The sequence below is a fragment of the Streptomyces sp. ADI95-17 genome (assembly GCF_003846175.1).
Taxonomy (GTDB): domain Bacteria; phylum Actinomycetota; class Actinomycetes; order Streptomycetales; family Streptomycetaceae; genus Streptomyces; species Streptomyces sanglieri.
Window position 1 is genome coordinate 225,575 of the sequence record NZ_ML123046.1, and the last position, 19,292, is coordinate 244,866.

Annotated in this window: 18 protein-coding genes and 1 pseudogene; 18 read left to right on the top strand and 1 reads right to left on the bottom strand. The window is 69.1% G+C overall.

What is annotated here, in order from left to right; genetic code table 11:
• The first annotated feature begins 116 nt into the window (after positions 1-116).
• From arc to prcA, 6 genes and pseudogenes are all read left to right on the top strand, one after another.
• Complete coding sequence (gene arc / locus EES42_RS14870; protein WP_114243629.1) at positions 117-1,883, top strand: proteasome ATPase; 1,767 nt, start codon at positions 117-119, stop codon at positions 1,881-1,883.
• A 232-nt stretch (positions 1,884-2,115) separates the two neighbouring features.
• Positions 2,116-3,627 (top strand): depupylase/deamidase Dop, encoded by a 1,512-nt coding sequence (gene dop, locus EES42_RS14875; protein WP_124718706.1) that lies wholly within the window; start codon positions 2,116-2,118, stop codon positions 3,625-3,627.
• A gap of 121 nt (positions 3,628-3,748) precedes the next feature.
• Positions 3,749-3,967, top strand: a complete 219-nt coding sequence (locus EES42_RS14880) for a ubiquitin-like protein Pup (RefSeq protein WP_124718707.1) — start codon at positions 3,749-3,751, stop codon at positions 3,965-3,967.
• Positions 3,968-4,068: 101 nt separating this feature from the next.
• Positions 4,069-4,259, top strand: a pseudogene (locus tag EES42_RS46120) (endonuclease domain-containing protein); the annotation flags it as partial.
• Positions 4,211-5,056: a proteasome subunit beta gene (prcB, locus tag EES42_RS14890; RefSeq protein WP_124718708.1), complete on the top strand. Its 846-nt coding sequence runs from the start codon at positions 4,211-4,213 to the stop codon at positions 5,054-5,056. The pseudogene EES42_RS46120 and the gene prcB, both read left to right, overlap by 49 nt.
• A 58-nt stretch (positions 5,057-5,114) precedes the next feature.
• A complete protein-coding gene (gene prcA / locus EES42_RS14895; protein WP_124718709.1) occupies positions 5,115-5,924 on the top strand; it encodes a proteasome subunit alpha in 810 nt (269 codons plus the stop codon).
• Positions 5,925-5,993: 69 nt separating this feature from the next.
• On the opposite strand, the gene EES42_RS14900 is transcribed toward prcA, so the two are convergent.
• A complete protein-coding gene (locus EES42_RS14900; protein ID WP_124718710.1) occupies positions 5,994-7,034 on the bottom strand; it encodes a LacI family DNA-binding transcriptional regulator in 1,041 nt (346 codons plus the stop codon).
• 136 nt (positions 7,035-7,170) lie between these two features.
• Here EES42_RS14900 and EES42_RS14905 point away from each other — a divergent pair, with 136 nt between their 5' ends.
• The 12 genes from EES42_RS14905 (at position 7,171) to EES42_RS14960 (ending at position 19,180) form a co-directional block, all read left to right on the top strand.
• A complete protein-coding gene (locus EES42_RS14905; protein WP_124718711.1) occupies positions 7,171-8,430 on the top strand; it encodes an MFS transporter in 1,260 nt (419 codons plus the stop codon).
• A gap of 9 nt (positions 8,431-8,439) precedes the next feature.
• Positions 8,440-9,801, top strand: a complete 1,362-nt coding sequence (gene pafA, locus EES42_RS14910) for a Pup--protein ligase (RefSeq protein ID WP_124718712.1) — start codon at positions 8,440-8,442, stop codon at positions 9,799-9,801.
• A gap of 126 nt (positions 9,802-9,927) precedes the next feature.
• On the top strand, positions 9,928-10,875 hold the full coding sequence (locus EES42_RS14915; RefSeq protein WP_124718713.1) for an FKBP-type peptidyl-prolyl cis-trans isomerase: 948 nt from the start codon (positions 9,928-9,930) through the stop codon (positions 10,873-10,875).
• Between the two features lie 46 nt (positions 10,876-10,921).
• The gene (locus EES42_RS14920) at positions 10,922-11,296 is read left to right on the top strand and encodes an FKBP-type peptidyl-prolyl cis-trans isomerase (RefSeq protein WP_124718714.1); all 375 of its coding nucleotides are present in this window, start codon (positions 10,922-10,924) and stop codon (positions 11,294-11,296) included.
• A gap of 113 nt (positions 11,297-11,409) precedes the next feature.
• On the top strand, positions 11,410-12,363 hold the full coding sequence (locus EES42_RS14925; protein ID WP_124718715.1) for a helix-turn-helix transcriptional regulator: 954 nt from the start codon (positions 11,410-11,412) through the stop codon (positions 12,361-12,363).
• A 17-nt stretch (positions 12,364-12,380) separates the two neighbouring features.
• A complete protein-coding gene (locus EES42_RS14930; RefSeq protein ID WP_124718716.1) occupies positions 12,381-13,337 on the top strand; it encodes a helix-turn-helix transcriptional regulator in 957 nt (318 codons plus the stop codon).
• 19 nt (positions 13,338-13,356) lie between these two features.
• Positions 13,357-13,626 carry a hypothetical protein gene (locus EES42_RS14935; RefSeq protein ID WP_124718717.1) on the top strand — a complete coding sequence of 90 codons (270 nt, stop codon included), beginning with the start codon at positions 13,357-13,359 and terminating at the stop codon, positions 13,624-13,626.
• A gap of 46 nt (positions 13,627-13,672) precedes the next feature.
• A complete protein-coding gene (locus EES42_RS14940) occupies positions 13,673-13,870 on the top strand; it encodes a hypothetical protein (protein ID WP_124718718.1) in 198 nt (65 codons plus the stop codon).
• Positions 13,871-14,083: 213 nt separating this feature from the next.
• Complete coding sequence (tatA, locus tag EES42_RS14945; protein WP_124718719.1) at positions 14,084-14,377, top strand: Sec-independent protein translocase subunit TatA; 294 nt, start codon at positions 14,084-14,086, stop codon at positions 14,375-14,377.
• Positions 14,378-14,426: 49 nt separating this feature from the next.
• On the top strand, positions 14,427-15,374 hold the full coding sequence (gene tatC / locus EES42_RS14950; protein WP_124718720.1) for a twin-arginine translocase subunit TatC: 948 nt from the start codon (positions 14,427-14,429) through the stop codon (positions 15,372-15,374).
• A gap of 17 nt (positions 15,375-15,391) precedes the next feature.
• Complete coding sequence (locus EES42_RS14955; protein ID WP_124718721.1) at positions 15,392-16,300, top strand: diacylglycerol kinase; 909 nt, start codon at positions 15,392-15,394, stop codon at positions 16,298-16,300.
• Positions 16,301-16,345: 45 nt separating this feature from the next.
• The gene (locus EES42_RS14960) at positions 16,346-19,180 is read left to right on the top strand and encodes a DEAD/DEAH box helicase (protein WP_124718722.1); all 2,835 of its coding nucleotides are present in this window, start codon (positions 16,346-16,348) and stop codon (positions 19,178-19,180) included.
• Positions 19,181-19,292 lie beyond the last annotated feature (112 nt).

Here is a 19,292-nt window from a genome sequence, read left to right on the forward strand (position 1 = left end):
AACGCAAGGGTGAAGATCGGACACGCCCCGCAGTCTTTGTGATCTAGGGGTTTCAATCATCACCCACCCAGGTAGGGTCAGGAAGCGTCCAGCTCCCCTTGGAGGAGGTGAGGACCGTGGCAGCCCACGACGACGACATCAACCGCGGCATCCGGCCCGGGCGGGGGTCCGAAGACCCAGCCGGCCAGGTCGCCTATCTCGAGCAGGAAATCGCCGTCCTGCGACGTAAGCTCGCCGACTCTCCGCGCCATACGAGGATTCTCGAAGAGCGGATCGTCGAGTTGCAGACCAACCTGGCAGGCGTGTCCGCACAGAATGAGCGGCTCGCCAACACACTGCGCGAGGCCCGCGACCAGATCGTGGCCCTCAAGGAAGAAGTCGACCGGCTCGCACAGCCGCCGGCCGGTTTCGGTGTGTTTCTTCAGGGCAATGAGGACGGCACCTGCGACATCTTCACCGGAGGCCGAAAGCTCCGGGTGAACGTCAGCCCCAGTGTCGAGCTCGACGACCTCCGGCGCGGCCAGGAAGTCATGCTCAACGAAGCGCTCAATGTGGTCGACGCCATGGAATTCGAGCGGGCCGGGGACATCGTCACCCTCAAGGAAATCCTTGAGGACGGCGAGCGTGCCCTGGTCATCGGGCACACCGACGAGGAACGGGTGGTGAGGCTCGCCGAGCCGCTGCTGGACATCACCATCCGCCCCGGCGACGCCCTCCTGCTCGAACCCAGGTCCGGCTACGTCTACGAAGTGGTCCCCAAGAGCGAGGTCGAGGAGCTCGTCCTCGAAGAGGTACCGGACATCGACTACGACAAGATCGGCGGCCTGGGCGACCAGATCGAACTGATCCGGGACGCGGTCGAACTCCCCTACCTCCACCCCGACCTCTTCAAGGAACACGAACTGCGTCCGCCGAAGGGCATCCTGCTCTACGGTCCGCCCGGCTGCGGCAAGACACTCATCGCCAAGGCCGTCGCCAACTCCCTTGCCAAGAAGGTCGCCGAGGTCACCGGCCAGCCGGCGGGCAAGAGCTACTTCCTCAACATCAAGGGCCCGGAGCTTCTCAACAAGTACGTCGGCGAGACCGAGCGGCACATCCGCCTGGTCTTCCAGCGTGCCCGTGAGAAGGCCAGCGAGGGCACTCCCGTCATCGTCTTCTTCGACGAGATGGAGTCCCTCTTCCGTACCCGTGGATCCGGCGTCAGCTCGGACGTGGAGAACACCATCGTTCCCCAGCTGCTCGCCGAGATCGACGGCGTGGAGGGCCTGGAGAACGTCATCGTCATCGGCGCCTCCAACCGCGAGGACATGATCGACCCCGCGATCCTGCGGCCCGGCCGTCTCGATGTGAAGATCAAGATCGAGCGCCCGGACGCGGAGGCCGCGAAGGACATCTTCGCGAAGTACCTCACGCCTTCGCTGCCGCTGCACGCCGACGACCTCGCGGAGCACACCGGCTCCAAGGAAGCCGCCGCGCACGCCATGATCCAGTCGGTCGTCGAGCGGATGTACACCGAGTCCGAGGAGAACCGCTTCCTCGAGGTCACGTACGCCAACGGCGACAAGGAAGTCCTGTACTTCAAGGACTTCAACTCCGGCGCGATGATCCAGAACATCGTCGACCGGGCCAAGAAGATGGCCATCAAGGCCTTCCTCGACCAGGGCCAGAAGGGCCTTCGCGTCTCCCATCTCCTCCAGGCATGCGTGGACGAGTTCAAGGAGAACGAGGACCTGCCGAACACCACCAACCCGGACGACTGGGCCAGGATCTCCGGCAAGAAGGGCGAGCGGATCGTCTTCATCCGCACGCTCGTCACCGGAAAGCAGGGCGCGGACACCGGCCGCTCCATCGACACGGTGGCGAACACCGGGCAGTACCTGTAGAACGCGGACAGGCTGCGGATGCCCGCCGGGCATCCGCAGCCGGTTGCTTTCGGTCCCGATCGCGCGACACCGCAGCAATGACGCAATTGATCTCCCCACCAGCACAGAGGCGCTCTAGGCTCTTGCGTACCGCCCGGTCGCGCAGTGCGTGGACGGGCAGTGCACGCGCACCGACAAGCAGCGGTACTTGAGCGCCGCCCCCAAGGGAGCGCCGCCGGGCAAGGAGGGCCGCATGACCGTACGGCGAGTAATGGGCATCGAGACGGAGTACGGGATCTCCGTCCCCGGCCACCCCAACGCCAATGCCATGCTCACCTCGTCCCAGATCGTCAACGCCTACGCAGCGGCGATGCACCGGGCGCGCCGCGCCCGCTGGGACTTCGAGGAGGAGAACCCGCTGCGGGACGCGCGAGGTTTCGACCTCGCCCGCGAGACCGCGGACTCCAGCCAGCTCACCGACGAGGACATCGGCCTCGCCAATGTCATCCTCACCAATGGGGCCCGCCTCTACGTCGACCACGCACACCCGGAGTACAGCTCCCCGGAAGTCACCAATCCGCGGGACGCGGTCCTCTGGGACAAGGCCGGCGAACGCATCATGGCCGAGGCCGCCGAGCGTGCGGCCCAGCTTCCCGGCGCCCAGCCGATCCACCTCTACAAGAACAACACCGACAACAAGGGCGCCTCGTACGGCACGCACGAGAACTACCTGATGAAGCGGGAGACCCCGTTCTCCGACATCGTGCGCCACCTGACCCCGTTCTTCGTCTCCCGCCAGGTGGTCACCGGAGCGGGACGCGTGGGAATCGGCCAGGACGGCCACGAGCACGGCTTCCAGATCAGCCAGCGCGCCGATTACTTCGAGGTCGAGGTCGGGCTGGAGACCACGCTCAAGCGCCCCATCATCAATACCCGCGACGAACCCCACTCCGACGCCGAGAAGTACCGCCGGCTCCACGTGATCATCGGGGACGCGAACCTCTCGGAGATCTCCACCTATCTCAAGCTCGGCACCACCGCCCTGGTCCTCTCGATGATCGAGGACGGCTTCATCAACGTCGATCTCGCGGTCGACCAGCCGGTGCGCACCCTGCACCACGTCTCCCACGACCCGACCCTGAAGCACCTCGTCACGCTGCGCAGCGGCCGTACGCTCACCGCGGTGCAACTGCAGATGGAGTACTTCGAGCTGGGCCGCAAGTACGTCGAGGAGCGGTACGGGGCGGACGCCGACGAGCAGACCAAGGATGTCCTGATCCGCTGGGAGGACACCCTCAACCGGCTGGAGAACGACCCGATGAGCCTGTCGGGCGAGCTCGACTGGATCGCCAAGCGGGAGCTCATGGAGGGCTACCGCCGCCGCGACAGCCTGGACTGGGACGCGGCGCGCCTGCACCTGGTGGATCTCCAGTACGCCGACGTGCGGGCCGAGAAGGGCCTGTACAACCGTCTGGCGGCCCGCGGGAAGATGAAGCGGCTGCTGGACGAGAACGAGGTCGAACAGGCCCGTACGAGGCCTCCGGAGGACACCAGGGCCTACTTCCGCGGCCGCTGCCTGGAGCAGTACGCCGACGACGTGGCGGCGGCCTCCTGGGACTCGGTCATCTTCGATCTGCCGGGTCATGACTCGCTGCAGCGGGTACCCACCCTGGAACCGCTGCGCGGCACCCGCGACCACGTCAAGGAGCTGCTGGACCGCTGCCGCACGGCGGAGGAGCTGGTCCAGGTCCTGTCGGGCGGCTGAAAGGGCCGGGATCGGGGAATCATCGGGATGACCCCCGGACGTTGAGGGAAAGTACCGGGCCGATGTCGGAGCCCGTGGGTAGGGTCTGATCAAGTGCTTCGAACCGAGCGGGGTGAGCTAGATGGCGACCAAGGACACCGGCGGCGGACAGCAGAAGGCGACGCGTTCCACCGAGGAGGTCGAGGAGCAGGCGCAGGACGCGCAGGTCTCCGAGGACCTCAAGGACCGCCAGGAGAAGCTGAGCGACGACGTCGACTCGGTTCTGGACGAGATCGATGACGTGCTCGAGGAGAACGCGGAGGACTTCGTGCGTTCCTTCGTCCAAAAGGGTGGACAGTAGTTCACGGATGTGAACGCGGGGGAGTGGAGAGCGGTGCGCGCGGTACGGGCCGGGTCGGCCCGTACCGCGCGGGCGCAAACGGCACCGCGAGCCGTGCAGCTGCCCCCGCGGATCATGTGGATCACCGTCACGGGACGGGTAGGGTCCGTGGCGTAACCGCATCAACTGCAACTCGGCCATCGGCAAGTTGGGAGACGATCCTGACGCCTTGCTCAGGGCCGTCGCTTACCTGGAGGGAAACGCGTGGAAGCCAACACTCGTAGCACCGGGCGTCTACCAGCTGCCTTCCTGACGCCGGGATCCTCTTCGTTCATGGATTTCCTGTCCGACCAGTCGCCCGGAATGCTCCCGGGCAACCGGAACCTGCCGCCCCTGCAGGGGGCCGTCGAGGCGCCGCACGGGACGACGATCGTCGCGGTGACGTTCGCCGGCGGTGTGGTGCTGGCCGGTGACCGGCGCGCGACCATGGGCAATGTGATCGCCCAGCGCGACATCGAGAAGGTCTTCCCGGCCGACGAGTACTCGGCGGTGGGCATCGCCGGCACGGCCGGACTGGCCGTGGAGATGGTCAAGCTCTTCCAGCTGGAGCTGGAGCACTTCGAGAAGGTCGAGGGCGCCCAGCTCTCCCTGGAGGGCAAGGCGAACCGCCTCTCCACCATGATCCGCAGCAATCTGGCGATGGCCATGCAGGGCCTCGCCGTCGTGCCGCTGTTCGCCGGCTTCGACGTGGACCGCGAGAAGGGCCGGATCTTCTCGTACGACGTCACCGGCGGCCGCTCCGAGGAGCACGGGTACGCGGCCACCGGCTCCGGGTCGGTCTTCGCCCGGAGCTCGATGAAGAAGCTCTACCACGGGGACCTGACGGAGCAGGAGGCCCTCACCCTGGTCGTACAGGCGCTGTACGACGCCGCCGACGACGACTCGGCGACCGGCGGTCCCGATGTGGCCCGGCGGATCTACCCGATCGTCACCGTCATCACCGACGAAGGCTTCCGGAAGCTGGACGAGGCGGAATCCTCCGAGATCGCGCGCGCGGTCCTGGAACGCCGGCTGGAGCAGCCCGACGGCCCGCGCGCCGCGCTGCTCTGACCCCCGTTCCGCTGCTTCTCCGATGCTCTCGTCACTGACAGAAAGGGACGGATAACCGGTGTCGACGCCGTTCTATGTCTCACCTCAGCAGGCCATGGCCGACCGGGCGGAATACGCCCGGAAGGGCATCGCCCGTGGTCGCAGCCTGGTTGTGCTGCAGTATGCCGACGGCATTGTGTTCGTCGGCGAGAACCCGTCCCGCGCGCTGCACAAGTTCAGCGAGATCTACGACCGGATCGGCTTCGCCGCCGCCGGCAAGTACAACGAGTACGAGAATCTCCGCATCGGCGGAGTGCGCTACGCCGATCTGCGCGGATACACCTACGACCGTGACGATGTGACGGCCCGTGGGCTGGCCAACGTGTACGCGCAGACGCTCGGCACCATCTTCTCCAGCGCGGCCGAGAAGCCGTACGAGGTGGAGCTGGTGGTCGCCGAGGTGGGCACCGACCCGGACGGCGACCAGATCTACCGGCTGCCGCACGACGGCTCGATCGTCGACGAGCACGGCTCGGTGGCGGTCGGCGGCAACGCGGAGCAGATCAGCACCTTCCTGGACCAGCGGCACCGCGACGGGATGACGCTCGCCGAGGCGCTCAAGCTGGCGGTGCAGGCGCTGTCGCGCGATCCCAACGGCAGCGAGCGGGAGATCCCCGCCGAGCGGCTGGAGGTCGCGGTGCTGGACCGTACGCGGCCCCAGCAGCGGAAGTTCAAGCGGATCGTCGGCAGGCAGCTGGCGCGGCTGCTGGAGGCGGACGGCGGCTCCGCGCCGACGGACGCCCCGTCCGACACCGAGGAGGGCGAGGGCACCGAGTCCGCCGCGGCGGACACGACCAAGTCCACCGACTCCGGCGGTGACGTGGAGTAGTCCGCCGAAGGACGGTCCACCGCTGTCGACCGTGCTCCGGTCCGCCCCTCCCGGCGGGCCGGGGCACGGTCATGCCGGCGGGGCGTCCGCGGGCGGCGGCGCCGAGGAGCCGCGGGCCACCAGGTGCACGGGGAGGCTGCCGGTCTCGGCCGGCCGGTCGTCCAGGACCGCCAGCAGGGCTCTCATGCCGCGCTTCCCGACCTGCTCGGCGGGCAGCCGCACGGTGGTGAGCTCCGGCTCGACGGCCGTGGCCAGGGCCAGATCGTCGAACCCGGTGACGGACAGGTCGTCGGGCACCCGGAGGCCCAGCCTGCGGGCGGCCTTGCAGGCTCCGGCGGCGAGGATGTCGTCGTCGCAGACCAGGGCGGTGGGGCGGGGGCCCGGGGCGGCGAGCGTGTGCTCCGCCGCGACGCGGCCCGCGTGGACGTCCAGCGCCGCCGTGACGGTCCGCACGGAGGTGCCGGGCACCGACCGCAGGGTGTCGTGCAGCGCCCGGCCGCGCACCGCGAAGGTCCAGGAGTCGACCGCCGACGCCAGATGGACGAAGCGGCGGTGTCCGAGGGCGAGGAGATGCCCCGCGATCTGCCGCATCCCGTCGGCGATGTCCAGATTGACGCGGGCCGCGACACCGGTGTCCGCCGGGTCGCTGTCGAGCATGACCAGCGGCAGCCCCGCGCCGCGCAGCGCGTCGAGCGCCCCGGCGGCCATGGAGGAGGCGATCACGCCGTCCAGGGAGGCGCTCGCCGAGGCGAACGGGTCCCGAGCCGGTCCGGTGCCGTCGGGGGACGGGTAGAGCACGACGCCGAAACCGTGTTCGGCGGCGACCTCGGCGGCGCCGGTGTAGACGCGGGCGAAGAACTCGTTGGTCAGTGCGGGGACGACCAGCAGCGCGGTCCTGGTGCTGCCCAGGCGCAGATTGCGGGCGGCGAGATTGGGCCGGTAGCCGAGGCCGTGGGCGGCTTGCCGGACACGTTCGGCGGTGGCCTCGGAGACCCGGCCCGGCCATTTGCCGCCGAGCACCAGGGAGACGGTGGCCTGCGAGACGCCTGCGGCCCGCGCGACATCGCGGCTGGTGGGCCGGGTCGGGGCGGGCTGTGGTGCGCTGGTCACTCGGGCCTCCGGGCCGGTCGGGGCAGGCGCCGTGAGGTGGACCTGCGGACTGGTCACATGGTACGTATGAGCTTCGAAGTTATACGTAAAACCTCTGGGTGGCGGAAGAGCCCCCGAGGGAGAGGGGCGACGGGACATGGCCGCGGGATATCTGGACATCCTCCGGGCGCGGCATGCCGCCCGCCTGCTGGCGGGAACCCTGGTGGGGCGGCTGCCGAACGGCACCGCCCCCGTCGCGATCGTGCTGTTCACCCGTGCCGAGGGCGGCAGCTACGCCCTCGCCGGAGCACTCGCGGCGGTGTACGGGCTGGCCACCGCGGTCGGCCAGCCGCTGCTGGGCCGCGCCGTGGACCTGTACGGCCAGCCGCGCGTCCAGCTCCCGGCCGCCGTGGTGTCGGCACTGGGCATGGCCCTGCTGGCCCTGGTGGGCCTGGGATCGCTTCCGCTGGCCTACGGGGCCGTGGCGGTGGCCGGAGTCTTCACACCGCCGCTGGAGGGCGGCCTGCGGGCCCTGTGGCCGAGCGTGCTGGGCGGCGAGGAGCGGGTGCACCGCGCGTACGCCATGGACGCCGTCGCCCAGGAGGTCATGTTCACCGTGGGCCCGCTGCTGGTGACGGTGCTGGTCTCCCTCTGGTCGCCCGCCGCCGCCCTGCTGGTCATCAACGCGCTGGGTGTCCTGGGGGCGCTCTCCGTCGTCCTCTCCGAGCCCTCCCGGACCTGGCGCTCCGCACCCCGCGAGGCGCACTGGCTGGGCGCGCTGCGCTCACCGGGGCTGCTGGCGCTGCTCGGATCGTTCTTCTTCGTCGGACTCGCGCTGGGCTCGATCACGGTGGCCGGTGTGGCCTACGCCGACGACCACGGCCGGGAGTCGGTGTACGGCTGGCTGATGGCCGCGCTCGGGCTGGGCGCGCTGATCGGCGGCGCGGTCTACGGGGCACGGCAGTGGGCCGGGGCGCCGGAGCGCCGGCTGCGGGTCATCGTCGCGCTGCTGGCACTGGGCTATCTGCCGCTGATGCTGACCCCCGGAGTGGCCGCCATGACCGCACTGGCGGCAGTGGCCGGAGTCTTTCTGGCACCCGCGATCGCCTGCTCCTTCATCGTGGTCGACCGGCACGCTCCCCGGGGCACCGTGACCGAGGCGTTCTCCTGGCTGGTGACGACGTTCGGGGTGGGCGCTGCGGCGGGAACGGCCGTGGCGGGACCGGCCGTCGAGCTGGGCGGCACCTCGTGGAGCTTCGCCGTCGCGGGGGCCGGTGGGGTGGCGGCGCTGCTCGTCCTGCTGGCGACGGGAAGGGTACTCGCAGTTCCCGGGCGTACGGCCGTTTCTGCACGGGGATCGGAAAATGATCGAAACGGTGCTGTCGAACCCGGTTTCAGCTCAGGCCATCAGGCGTAATGTTCAGTCATGGACCGCCGCATTTTCGGGCTGGAGAACGAGTACGGCGTCACGTGCACGTTCAGGGGACAGCGCCGACTGTCCCCTGATGAAGTGGCGCGCTACCTCTTCCGCCGTGTTGTGTCATGGGGCCGCAGCAGCAATGTCTTTCTGCGGAACGGCGCCCGCCTCTACCTCGACGTGGGATCGCATCCGGAATATGCAACCCCCGAATGCGACAACCTGACCGAACTGGTCACCCACGACAAGGCCGGCGAGCGCATTCTCGAAGGCCTGCTCGTCGACGCCGAACGCCGCCTGCACGAGGAGGGAATCGCGGGCGACGTCTATCTCTTCAAGAACAACACCGACTCGGCGGGAAACTCCTACGGATGCCACGAGAACTACCTCGTGGCACGGCACGGAGAATTCTCCCGGCTCGCGGACATCCTCATTCCCTTCCTCGTCACGAGGCAACTGATCTGCGGCGCGGGCAAGGTGCTGCAGACCCCCAGGGGCGCGGTCTACTGCGTCAGCCAGCGTGCCGAGCACATCTGGGAGGGCGTCAGTTCCGCGACCACGCGTTCCCGCCCGATCATCAATACGCGTGACGAACCGCACGCCGACGCGGAGCGATACCGCCGTCTCCACGTCATCGTCGGTGACTCCAACATGTCCGAGACGACCATGCTGCTCAAGGTCGGCGCGACCGACCTGGTGCTGCGCATGATCGAAGCGGGCACGGTGATGCGGGACCTGACGCTGGAGAACCCGATCCGGGCGATCCGCGAGGTCAGCCACGACACCACCGGGCAGCGCAAGGTGCGCCTGGCCAGTGGGCGTGAGGCGTCCGCCATCGAGGTGCAGCGCGAGTACTACGAGAAGGCCGTCGACTTCGTCGACCGCCGTGGCATCCGCACCGGCACCGTCGCCCAGGTCCTGGAGCTCTGGGGCCGCACGCTCGACGCGGTCGAGGCCGAGGACCTCGACCGGATCGAGACCGAGATCGACTGGGTGATGAAGTACAAGCTCATCGAGCGGTACCGGGCCAAGCACAACATGACCATGTCGCATCCGCGGGTCGCCCAGATAGACCTCGCATACCACGACATCCACCGTCGTCGCGGCCTGTATTACCTGCTGGAGCGCAAGGGACAGGCCGCCCGCATCTGCAACGACCTGAAGATCTTCGAGGGCAAGTCCGTGCCCCCGCAGACCACCAGGGCGCGGCTGCGCGGCGACTTCATCCGCAGGGCGCAGGAGCAGCGGCGGGACTTCACCGTCGACTGGGTCCACCTCAAGCTCAACGACCAGGCGCAGCGCACCGTGTTGTGCAAGGACCCGTTCCGTTCGGTGGACGACCGGGTGGAGAAACTGATCGCGGGTATGTGAGCCGGCACCGCACGATCCCGGCCGCCGACGCGACGCGGGCCCCGTACGTTCCTCGTACGGGGCCCTGCGTACGCCCTAGAGTGGCGGGGACTCAACCAACTGTGCCGTCTGAGATCTGAGGAACAAGTGCGCCGACTTGCCGGCCTTCTCGTCGTCCCCCTGTTGCTGCTGACAGCGGCCTGCGGCGACGAAAAGGGCTCCGATTCCGTTTCCGCCTCCGCCACGTCGAAGGACGGGTTCCCCGCGATCACCGCGGGCGCGAAATTCGGTGAGAAGCCGACCCTGGCCAAGGGCACGGGGAACCCGCCCAAGGAGCTGAAGACCAGAGTCGTCAGCCAGGGAGACGGCGCCACGCTCAAGAACGGCGACGCGATCCAGGTCAACTATCTGGGTCAGTCCTGGGATTCCGACAAGCCGTTCGACAACAGCTTCGACCGCAAGCAGCCGTTCGATCTGACCCTCGGCGCCGGCATGGTCATCCAGGGCTGGGACAAGGGCCTCGTCGGCCAGAAGGTCGGCAGCAGGGTCCAGCTGGTCATCCCGCCGGACCTCGGATACGGCGCCCAGGGCCAGGGCGACATCAAGCCCAACGCCACGCTCGTCTTCGTCGTCGACGTCCTGAAGGCGACGCAGATCCCGGCCTCCGCCAAGGGCACCGAGGTCGCCCAGGACAACATCGACCTGCCGAAGGTCGGCACCAACACCGACGGCAAGGCCCCCAAGGTCACCATCCCTACCAAGAGCGACCCGCCGTCGAAGCTCGTCTCCAACTACATCCTGGAGTCGAAGGGCGACGTCGTGAAGGACACCGACAGCGTCGTCGTGAACTACGTGGGGCTGCTGTGGAAGGACGGCAAGACCTTCGACAGCACCTACGCCGCGGGCAAGACGCAGACCTTCCCGCTCTCCCAGGTGACCCTGAAGGGCCTGAAGAACGGTCTGGTCGGCAAGAAGATCGGCAGCCGGGTGCTCCTGGTCATCCCGCCGGACCAGGGCTTCGGTGACAAGGCGCAGCAGACCATCCCCGCCAAGTCCACGCTGGTCTTCTCCGTGGACCTCCTGGCGAAGATGTAAGACTGTCCCGGTTGCCCAGTAGTTCATCAGTAAGAGGAGCAAGTCAGTGAGCATCGAGAAGCCCGAGATCGACTTCCCGGGTGGCGAGCCGCCGGCCGACCTGGAGATCAAGGACATCTGGGAGGGCGACGGTCCGGTAGCCGAGAAGGGCGCCACCGTCTCCGTCCACTACGTGGGCGTGGCCTTCTCCACCGGCGAGGAGTTCGACGCCTCCTGGAACCGCGGCACCCCGCTGCAGTTCCAGCTCGGCGCCGGCCAGGTCATCGCCGGCTGGGACCAGGGTGTCCAGGGCATGAAGGTCGGCGGCCGTCGCCAGCTGACCATTCCCGCGCACCTCGCGTACGGCGACCGCGGCGCCGGTGGCGGCCGCATCGCGCCCGGCGAGACGCTGATCTTCGTCTGCGACCTGGTCGCCGTCTGATCCGCACCCGTGCGATACGAGGGCCCGTGCCGCCAGGCACGGGCCCTCGCTTTTGTCCCGACACCGCGTAGCGGTACGGTCGACCGTCGTAGAGCGAAACAGAAAGGGCGTCGATGGCGATTGCCAAGGCCGAGCGGCTGATGAACCTGGCGCTGTGTCTGCTGGGGACCCGCCGCCCGCTCAGCAAGCGCGAGCTGCGCGGCTCCATCGAGGCCTATCTGGAGGCGGGCTCCGACGACGCCTTCAACCGGATGTTCGAGCGGGACAAGGACGATCTGCGCGAGCTCGGTCTGATCATCGAGACCGTGGAGAACCTGGACGGCGAGACGGGATATCTCGCCCGGCGTGACAGCAACCGGCTGCCCCCGATCACGCTGGACGCCGAGGAGGCCGCCGCGCTCGGACTGGCCGCGAAGGTCTGGCAGCAGGCGCGGCTGGCCGGCGCGGCCAGCGGTGCGCTGCAGAAGCTGCGGGCCGCCGGCATGCCGGAGGCGGAGGACGCGTACGAGGTGCACAGCGCCCTGGAACCGCGCATCCCCGTCCACGAGGCGGCGTTCGAGCCGCTCATGCTGGCCTGCCGCGACCGCCGCCCGGTCACCTTCGACTACCGCAAGGGCAACGCCGCCACGCCGGAACAGCGCCAGGTCGAGCCGTGGACCCTGGAATGCTGGCGCGGACACTGGTACCTGGCCGGCTGGGACCGGGAACGCGGCGCCGAGCGGGTGTTCCGGCTCTCCCGGATCACCGGCCGGGTCCGCTCCAGGGCCGGGGCCTTCACCGCCGAGGTGCCCGACGTCGTGACCGTACGCGAGACCGTCGAGAGCTGGGCGGGGGAGACGGCCACCCGGACCGCGCTGATCAGGCTGCGCACCGGGGCCGGTTACCCGCTGCGCTCGCGCGCCGTGTCGGTCCGGGAACTCGGGAACGGGTGGGACGAGTTGGAGATTCCGTACGGACACGGTCTGGACGCCTGGCTCGTCGAGTTCGGCCCGGACGTCGTCGTACAGGAACCCGCCGATCTGCGGGCCGATGTGGTGGAGCGGCTGCGCGCCGTGGCCAAGGACTGAGAGAGGTACGGCAACCCATGGCCACGAACGCGATCGACCAGACCCGCCGGATGCTCTCCCTGGTGACGTACCTCCGCGAGCGCCCCGGCGCCCATGTCCAGGACGTCGCCCGCGCCTTCGGGATCACCGAGGACGAGCTGATCTCGGACCTCGACGTACTGCCCATGTGCGGGACGAGCTTCCGCGGCGGTGACCTGCTGGACATCGACACCGACGGCGACCGCATCTGGTGGCACAACCCCGACGACGTCGCCGAGCCGCTGCGGCTCGCGGCCGACGAGGCGACGGCCCTGTTGGTGGCCGCCCGTGCCGTGGCCACGCTCCCGGGGCTGCGCGAGAGCGACCGGCAGGCGCTGCTGCGGGCCACCGCGAAGCTGGAGACCGCGGCCGGCGAGGTGGGGGCGGCGAGCTCGCGGCTCTCGGTCACCTTCGAGTCCGAGGGCGGCGTCTTCGCCGATGTCGACCGGGCGATCTCCGAGCGGCGCCGCCTCTGGCTGCGCTACTACTCGCCCGCGCGCGACGAGCTCACCGAGCGCGAGGTGGACCCGATCCGGCTGTTCGCCGTGGGGCACACGTACATGGAGGCCTGGTGCAGGTCGTCCGAGGACCGGCGTACGTTCCGGCTCGACCGGGTCGCCGAGATCCGGCTGCTGGACGAGCCCGCCGCACCGCCCGAGCTGGAACTGCGGGACCTGTCCGAGGGGCTGGTCCAGCCGGCCGCCGAGGACCCGGAAGTCGTCGTGGAGGTGGGCCCCGGCGGACGCTGGGTCGCCGAGTACTACCCGCACGACAGCGCACAGGAGCTGCCCGACGGCGGGCTGCGGATCACCCTGCGCACCCCCGACCCGGCCTCGCTGCGCAGGCTCGCGCTGCGGCTGGGCGGCGAGGGCCGCATCGTCTCCCCGCCGGAGCTGGCGCGCAGCGCACAGCAGGCGGCCCGTGCGGCGCTCGCCGCGTACGACGAACCGGCCTGAGCGGAAACCTGAGGGAAATATGAGCAATATGTCTGTGGTGTCAGGTGTTCCGACCGTGGTGGTGCCCGAGTCCGTACGGTTCAAGGCCGCCTGCCCGGACTGCCGCGAACGGTTCGAACTCGCGGCGAGCGCCATCCGCCTCGCGGTGGGGGCCAGCCGCCGGACGACGTTCTACTCCTTCACCTGCCCGCGGTGCGATGCGGCCGTCCGCAAGCCCGCGGGGGAGCGGATAGTCGAACTCCTCAGCAGGGGCGGGGTGCGGACGCTGCGTCTGCACGCCGGCCTCTAGCCCCTTTCCATGCCGTCGGCCCTCTAGTCATATCGAGGCTCAGCCCATGTTCTGGCCCATGCTCGCCATCGCCCTGGGGTTCCTCGGGATCGCCGTTCTCGGCGTGCTGGCCGTCAAGGTCTTCGTCGAGGCCCAGCGGCTCGGGCGTCAGGTGACGCGTACCACCCAGCGCATCAACCGGGCCGCGGAGGACCTCGAAAGGGCGGCGACCGACCTCGCCGCGACGGGCGAGGCGCTGCGCTAGCCGGGGAGCGGGCTCTTGATCCACCGGCACGGAGGTAGGGTGCTGACGTCGGACCAGGGGGAGGCGCGGGCCGCAAGCGGGAGTATGCACGGGCATTGCCTTGCGTTTACCCCTGCGGGTTACGATCGCTGTCAGCGCGCAGGTTGGACGTGTGTCCGACCGAATGGGTAGCGAGCCCGCCCTCCAGTCGCCTCAGTGAGAAGGAAGTCGCACATGATCGGCAATCTGAAGCCCCTCGAGATCGTTCTGATCATCGCCGTCATCTTGCTGCTCTTCGGTGCCAAGAAGCTTCCCGACATGGCGCGTTCGCTCGGCAAGTCGGCCCGCATCCTCAAGAGTGAGGCCAAGGCCATGAAGAAGGACGACGCGGAGCCTGCGGGGCCCACCGCGGAGACCGCTGCGGACACCGCGCCGCAGGCAGCGCCCGCGCGTACCATTCAGGCCGCTCCGGGAGACGTCAGCAGCGCCCGTCCGGTCAGCGAAGCCAAGCCCACCACCCAGAACTGACAGCTGACCCGCTCCACCGACAGCTGCCGCACGAGACGAGGGAAGTGGGTTGCTCAAGTCTGCCCGCAAGCAGGAGAAAGACGACGAGGGGCGGATGCCTCTCCTCGATCACCTGCGTGAGCTGCGCGACCGGCTGCTGAAGTCGGTCCTGGCCATCGTGATCACCGTGATCGCGGCAGCGTTCTTCCAGAAGGAAATCTTCGAGTTCCTGATGAAGCCGATCCTGGATTCGGTCGGCTGCAAGAACGGCGCTGTGACCATGATCAATGGTCGACCGTGTGCGGAGATGACCACCAACGGTCTGCTGTCACCCTTTACCATCGCGTTGAAGGTTTCCTTGATGACGGGTGTGTTGGCGGCCACCCCCGTCTGGCTCTACCAGCTGTGGGCATTTGTGGCCCCAGGCCTGCACAAGCACGAGAAGCGCCACGCGGTTGCCTTCGTCGCGGCCGGGGTGCCGCTCTTCTTGGCCGGCGCCTACCTGGCGTACGAGATCCTGCCGCAGACCGCCCAGATCATGCTGGGATTCACGCCCGACAACGTGAAGAACCTGCTGCCGCTTGACGACTTTCTCGACTTGATCACCCGCATGGTGATCGTCTTCGGGCTGGCCTTCGAGCTGCCACTGCTGCTGGTCCTGCTCAATATGACCGGGGTACTGTCCGGCGTTCGGATGCTGCGCTGGTGGCGCGGGATGATCGTCGGGCTCACCGCGTTCGCGGCCATCGCGACACCGGGCGGCGACCCCATCTCGATGCTTCTGCTCGCGGCTCCGCTCGGGGTGCTGTACTTCATCGCGGTGGGTTTCTCCCTCCTCAACGACAAGCGCAGGCGGCGTTCCAATCCCGATGCCGACCTTGACGACGACGAGGCGTCGAAGCTGGACCTCACTCCCGAGGACGTCGGTGAGATCGAATCGGTCTCGTCCACCCGGTCGCTGCCCGCACAGGCGAGTTCGGACCGGGACCGATTGAACGGTTACGACGACATCACCTGACCTTGTAGGGTCCCCGGGTGACCAGCGAGATCACCCTCTTCGTCAATCCCACCGCAGGACGCGGCCGGGGCGCGCACGCCGCGCAGCCGGCCGCTTCCGCGTTGCGGGACGCCGGATTCTCCGTGCGTACGGTTCTCGGTGAGGACGCCGACGACGCCCTGCGGCGGGCCCGGGAGGCCGTCGCGGGTGGGACCGGGGCGCTGATAGCCGTGGGCGGGGACGGCATGATGTCCCTCGCCCTGCAGGCCGTCGCGGGAACGATGACCCCGCTCGGGGTGGTCGCCGTCGGCACCGGGAACGACTTCGCCCGTGCGCTCGGGCTGCCGATACGGGATCCGGCCGCCGCCGGGCGGCTGGCCGCCGAGGCGCTCAAGGGAGGCGGCGTCCGCGAGATCGACCTCGGGCGGGTCGGGGAGCGGTGGTTCGGGTCGGTGCTCGCCTCCGGCTTCGACTCCCGGGTCAACGACCGGGGGAACCGGATGCGCTGGGTCGGCGGACGGTTCAAGTACGACCTCGCGATCCTCGCCGAACTCGCCGCGTTCAAGCCCATTCCCTACCGCGTCAGGCTGGACGACGGGCCGGTCCGGGAGATCGAGGCGACGCTCATCGCCGTCGGCAACGGGTCGACGTACGGCGGAGGCATGCGGATCTGCGCGGACGCGGTGATGGACGACGGCCTGTTCGACGTGACCGTCGTCGGGGACTGCAGCCGTACCACCCTGCTCAAGGTGTTCCCCCGCGTCTACAAGGGAACGCATCTCAGCCACCCCGAGGTCACCGTGCACCGGGTCTCCTCGATCGAGCTGGCCGCAGCGGGTGTCACCGCGTACGCGGACGGTGAACAACTCGGGGCGCTGCCGCTCACCGCGCGCTGCGTGCCCGGTGCGGTGCGGGTGCTCGTGCCGGGTTCTCCGGGCGGGATTTAAAGATCGCGACTGGTGTCAGAGGTGGCGGGTAGTCTCGAAAGCACGATGACAGAGGACCTCTCACCAGCTGAGCGATACCAGGCTTCTCGGCTCCGCGCCGCCGAGCAGGCCACCGCACTCGCGCCCTTCCGCGAGCTGTACGAATTCGATCTGGACCCCTACCAGATCGAGGCCTGTGAGGCCCTGGAGGCCGGCAAGGGCGTGCTCGTCGCCGCCCCGACCGGCTCGGGCAAGACGATCGTCGGCGAGTTCGCCGTGCACCTCGCCCTGGAACAGGGCCGCAAGTGCTTCTACACCACGCCGATCAAGGCCCTGTCCAACCAGAAGTTCGCCGATCTGGTCAAGCGCTACGGGCCCGAGAAGGTCGGCCTGCTGACCGGCGACAACAGCGTCAACGCCGATGCCCCGGTGGTCGTCATGACCACCGAGGTGCTGCGGAACATGCTGTACGCGGGCTCGCAGGCGCTGCGGGGCCTCGGCCATGTGGTGATGGACGAGGTGCACTACCTCTCCGACCGCTTCCGGGGCGCCGTCTGGGAAGAAGTGATCATTCATCTCCCGGACTCCGTGACCCTGGTGTCACTGTCGGCGACCGTGTCCAACGCGGAGGAGTTCGGCGACTGGCTGGACACCGTCCGCGGTGACACCGAAGTGATCGTCTCCGAGAGCCGGCCCGTGCCGCTCTGGCAGCACGTCCTGGCGGGCCGCCGGATGTACGACCTCTTCGAGGAGGAGACCGACCACGGCGGCCGCGGCGCCGGACGACGCGAGGTCAACCCCGACCTCGTCCGGCTCGCCCGGATGGAGAACCAGCGCGGATACAACCCGCGCGAGCGCCGCCGCGGCAAGATGGTCCGCGAGGCGGACCGGGAGCGCGAGCGGCGCCAGCGCAGCCGGATCTGGACCCCCGCCAGGCCCGAGGTCATCGACCGGCTGGACGCCGAAGGGCTGCTCCCCGCCATCACGTTCATCTTCAGCCGGGCCGGCTGCGAGGCCGCCGTGCAGCAGTGCCTGCACGCCGGACTGCGGCTCAACGACGAGGAGAAGCGGCGCCTGGTCCGCGAGATCGTCGAGGAGCGGACCGCCTCCATCCCTGGCGAGGACCTCCATGTCCTGGGCTACTACGAGTGGCTCGAAGGGCTTGAGCGGGGCATCGCCGCGCACCACGCGGGCATGTTGCCGACGTTCAAGGAGGTCGTCGAGGAGCTGTTCGTCCGCGGACTCGTCAAGGCCGTCTTCGCCACGGAGACCCTCGCCCTCGGCATCAACATGCCCGCACGCTCGGTGGTGCTGGAGAAGCTCGTCAAGTGGAACGGCGAGCAGCACGCCGACATCACCCCCGGCGAGTACACCCAGCTGACCGGCCGGGCCGGGCGGCGCGGCATCGACGTCGAGGGCCACGCGGTGGTCCTGTGGCAGCGCGGTATGGATCCGGGCGCGCTGGCCGGACTCGCGGGTACGCGTACGTATCCGCTGCGCTCCAGCTTCCGGCCGTCCTACAACATGGCCGTCAACCTGGTGCAGCAGTTCGGGCGGCACCGGTCGCGCGAGCTGCTGGAGACCTCCTTCGCGCAGTTCCAGGCGGACCGGTCGGTGGTCGGCATCTCCCGGCAGGTCCAGAAGAACGAAGAGGGTCTGGAGGGCTACCGGGAGGGCATGACCTGCCACCTCGGTGACTTCGAGGAGTACGCGCGGCTGCGCCGCGACCTCAAGGACCGGGAGACCGAGCTCGCCAAGCAGGGCGCGACGCAGCGGCGGGCCGAGGCGGCGGCTTCGCTGGAGAAGCTCAAGCCCGGCGATGTCATCCATGTGCCCACCGGCAAGTTCGCCGGGCTGGCGCTGGTGCTCGACCCGGGTCTGCCCGCCGGGCGGACCAATGGGCACGGTCACCGCGGGCTCGAATACCACGACGGGCCGCGCCCGTTGGTGCTCACCGCCGAGCGCCAGGTCAAGCGGCTCGCCTCGATCGACTTCCCGGTTCCGGTGGAGGCGCTGGAGCGGATGCGGGTGCCGAAGTCGTTCAACCCGCGCTCCCCGCAGTCGCGTCGCGACCTGGCCTCTGCCCTGCGGACCAAGGCCGGGCACATAGTTCCGGAGCGGCACCGCAAGAGCCGGTCCGTCGCGGCCGACGACCGGGCGATCGCCCGCTACCGGTCGGAGTTGCGCGCGCACCCCTGCCACGGGTGCGACGAGCGGGAGGACCACGCGCGGTGGGCCGAGCGGTATCACCGGTTGCAGCGCGACACACGGCAGCTGGAGCGGCGGATCGAGGGGCGGACGAACACGATCGCCCGCACCTTCGACCGGATCGTCGCGCTGCTCACCGAGCTGGACTACCTGCGGGGCAACGAGGTCACCGAGCACGGGCGCCGGCTCGCGCGGCTCTACGGCGAGCTCGATCTGCTGGCGAGCGAATGCTTGCGCGCGGGCGTGTGGGAGGGGCTGAACCCCGCCGAACTCGCGGCCTGTGTCTCGGCGTTGGTGTACGAGGCGCGGCAAGCGGACGACGCGGTGGCGCCGAAGCTGCCGTCGGGGCCCGCGAAGACCGCGATGGGCGAGATGGTCCGGATCTGGGGGCGGCTGGACGCCCTTGAGGAGGACTTCAAGATCAACCAGGCGGAAGGGGTCGGGCAGCGCGAGCCCGATCTGGGCTTCGCCTGGGCGGTCTACATGTGGGCGTCGGGGCGTTCGCTGGACGAGGTGCTGGGCGAGGCGGAGATGCCGGCCGGGGACTTCGTGCGGTGGTGCAAGCAGGTGATCGACGTGCTGGGGCAGATCGCTGCTGCGGCGCCGCGGGACGGGAGTTCTGTGGCTCGCAATGCGCACAAGGCGGTGGATGCGGTGTTGCGGGGGGTCGTGGCTTACAGCTCTGTGGGGTGAGGTGTCCGCTGGGTGCGGGGGCGGGTGCGGGGCGGTCGGCGTTGTGGTGCGGGGGCCGGGTGCGGGGCGGGGTGCGCCTGCGGCGGGGCTGTTCCCCTCCCCGCCCCTTCCC

Bases quoted from the DNA above. Each gene is read 5' to 3' on its own strand.
- pafA (WP_124718712.1), top strand. From the start codon at position 8,440: ATGGACCGCCGCATTTTCGGGCTGGAGAACGAGTACGGCGTCACGTGC.
- dop (WP_124718706.1), top strand. From the start codon at position 2,116: ATGACCGTACGGCGAGTAATGGGCATCGAGACGGAGTACGGGATCTCC.
- tatA (WP_124718719.1), top strand. From the start codon at position 14,084: ATGATCGGCAATCTGAAGCCCCTCGAGATCGTTCTGATCATCGCCGTC.
- EES42_RS14905 (WP_124718711.1), top strand. From the start codon at position 7,171: ATGGCCGCGGGATATCTGGACATCCTCCGGGCGCGGCATGCCGCCCGC.
- EES42_RS14940 (WP_124718718.1), top strand. From the start codon at position 13,673: ATGTTCTGGCCCATGCTCGCCATCGCCCTGGGGTTCCTCGGGATCGCC.
- EES42_RS14960 (WP_124718722.1), top strand. From the start codon at position 16,346: ATGACAGAGGACCTCTCACCAGCTGAGCGATACCAGGCTTCTCGGCTC.
- EES42_RS14925 (WP_124718715.1), top strand. From the start codon at position 11,410: ATGGCGATTGCCAAGGCCGAGCGGCTGATGAACCTGGCGCTGTGTCTG.
- EES42_RS14930 (WP_124718716.1), top strand. From the start codon at position 12,381: ATGGCCACGAACGCGATCGACCAGACCCGCCGGATGCTCTCCCTGGTG.
- EES42_RS14880 (WP_124718707.1), top strand. From the start codon at position 3,749: ATGGCGACCAAGGACACCGGCGGCGGACAGCAGAAGGCGACGCGTTCC.
- EES42_RS14935 (WP_124718717.1), top strand. From the start codon at position 13,357: ATGAGCAATATGTCTGTGGTGTCAGGTGTTCCGACCGTGGTGGTGCCC.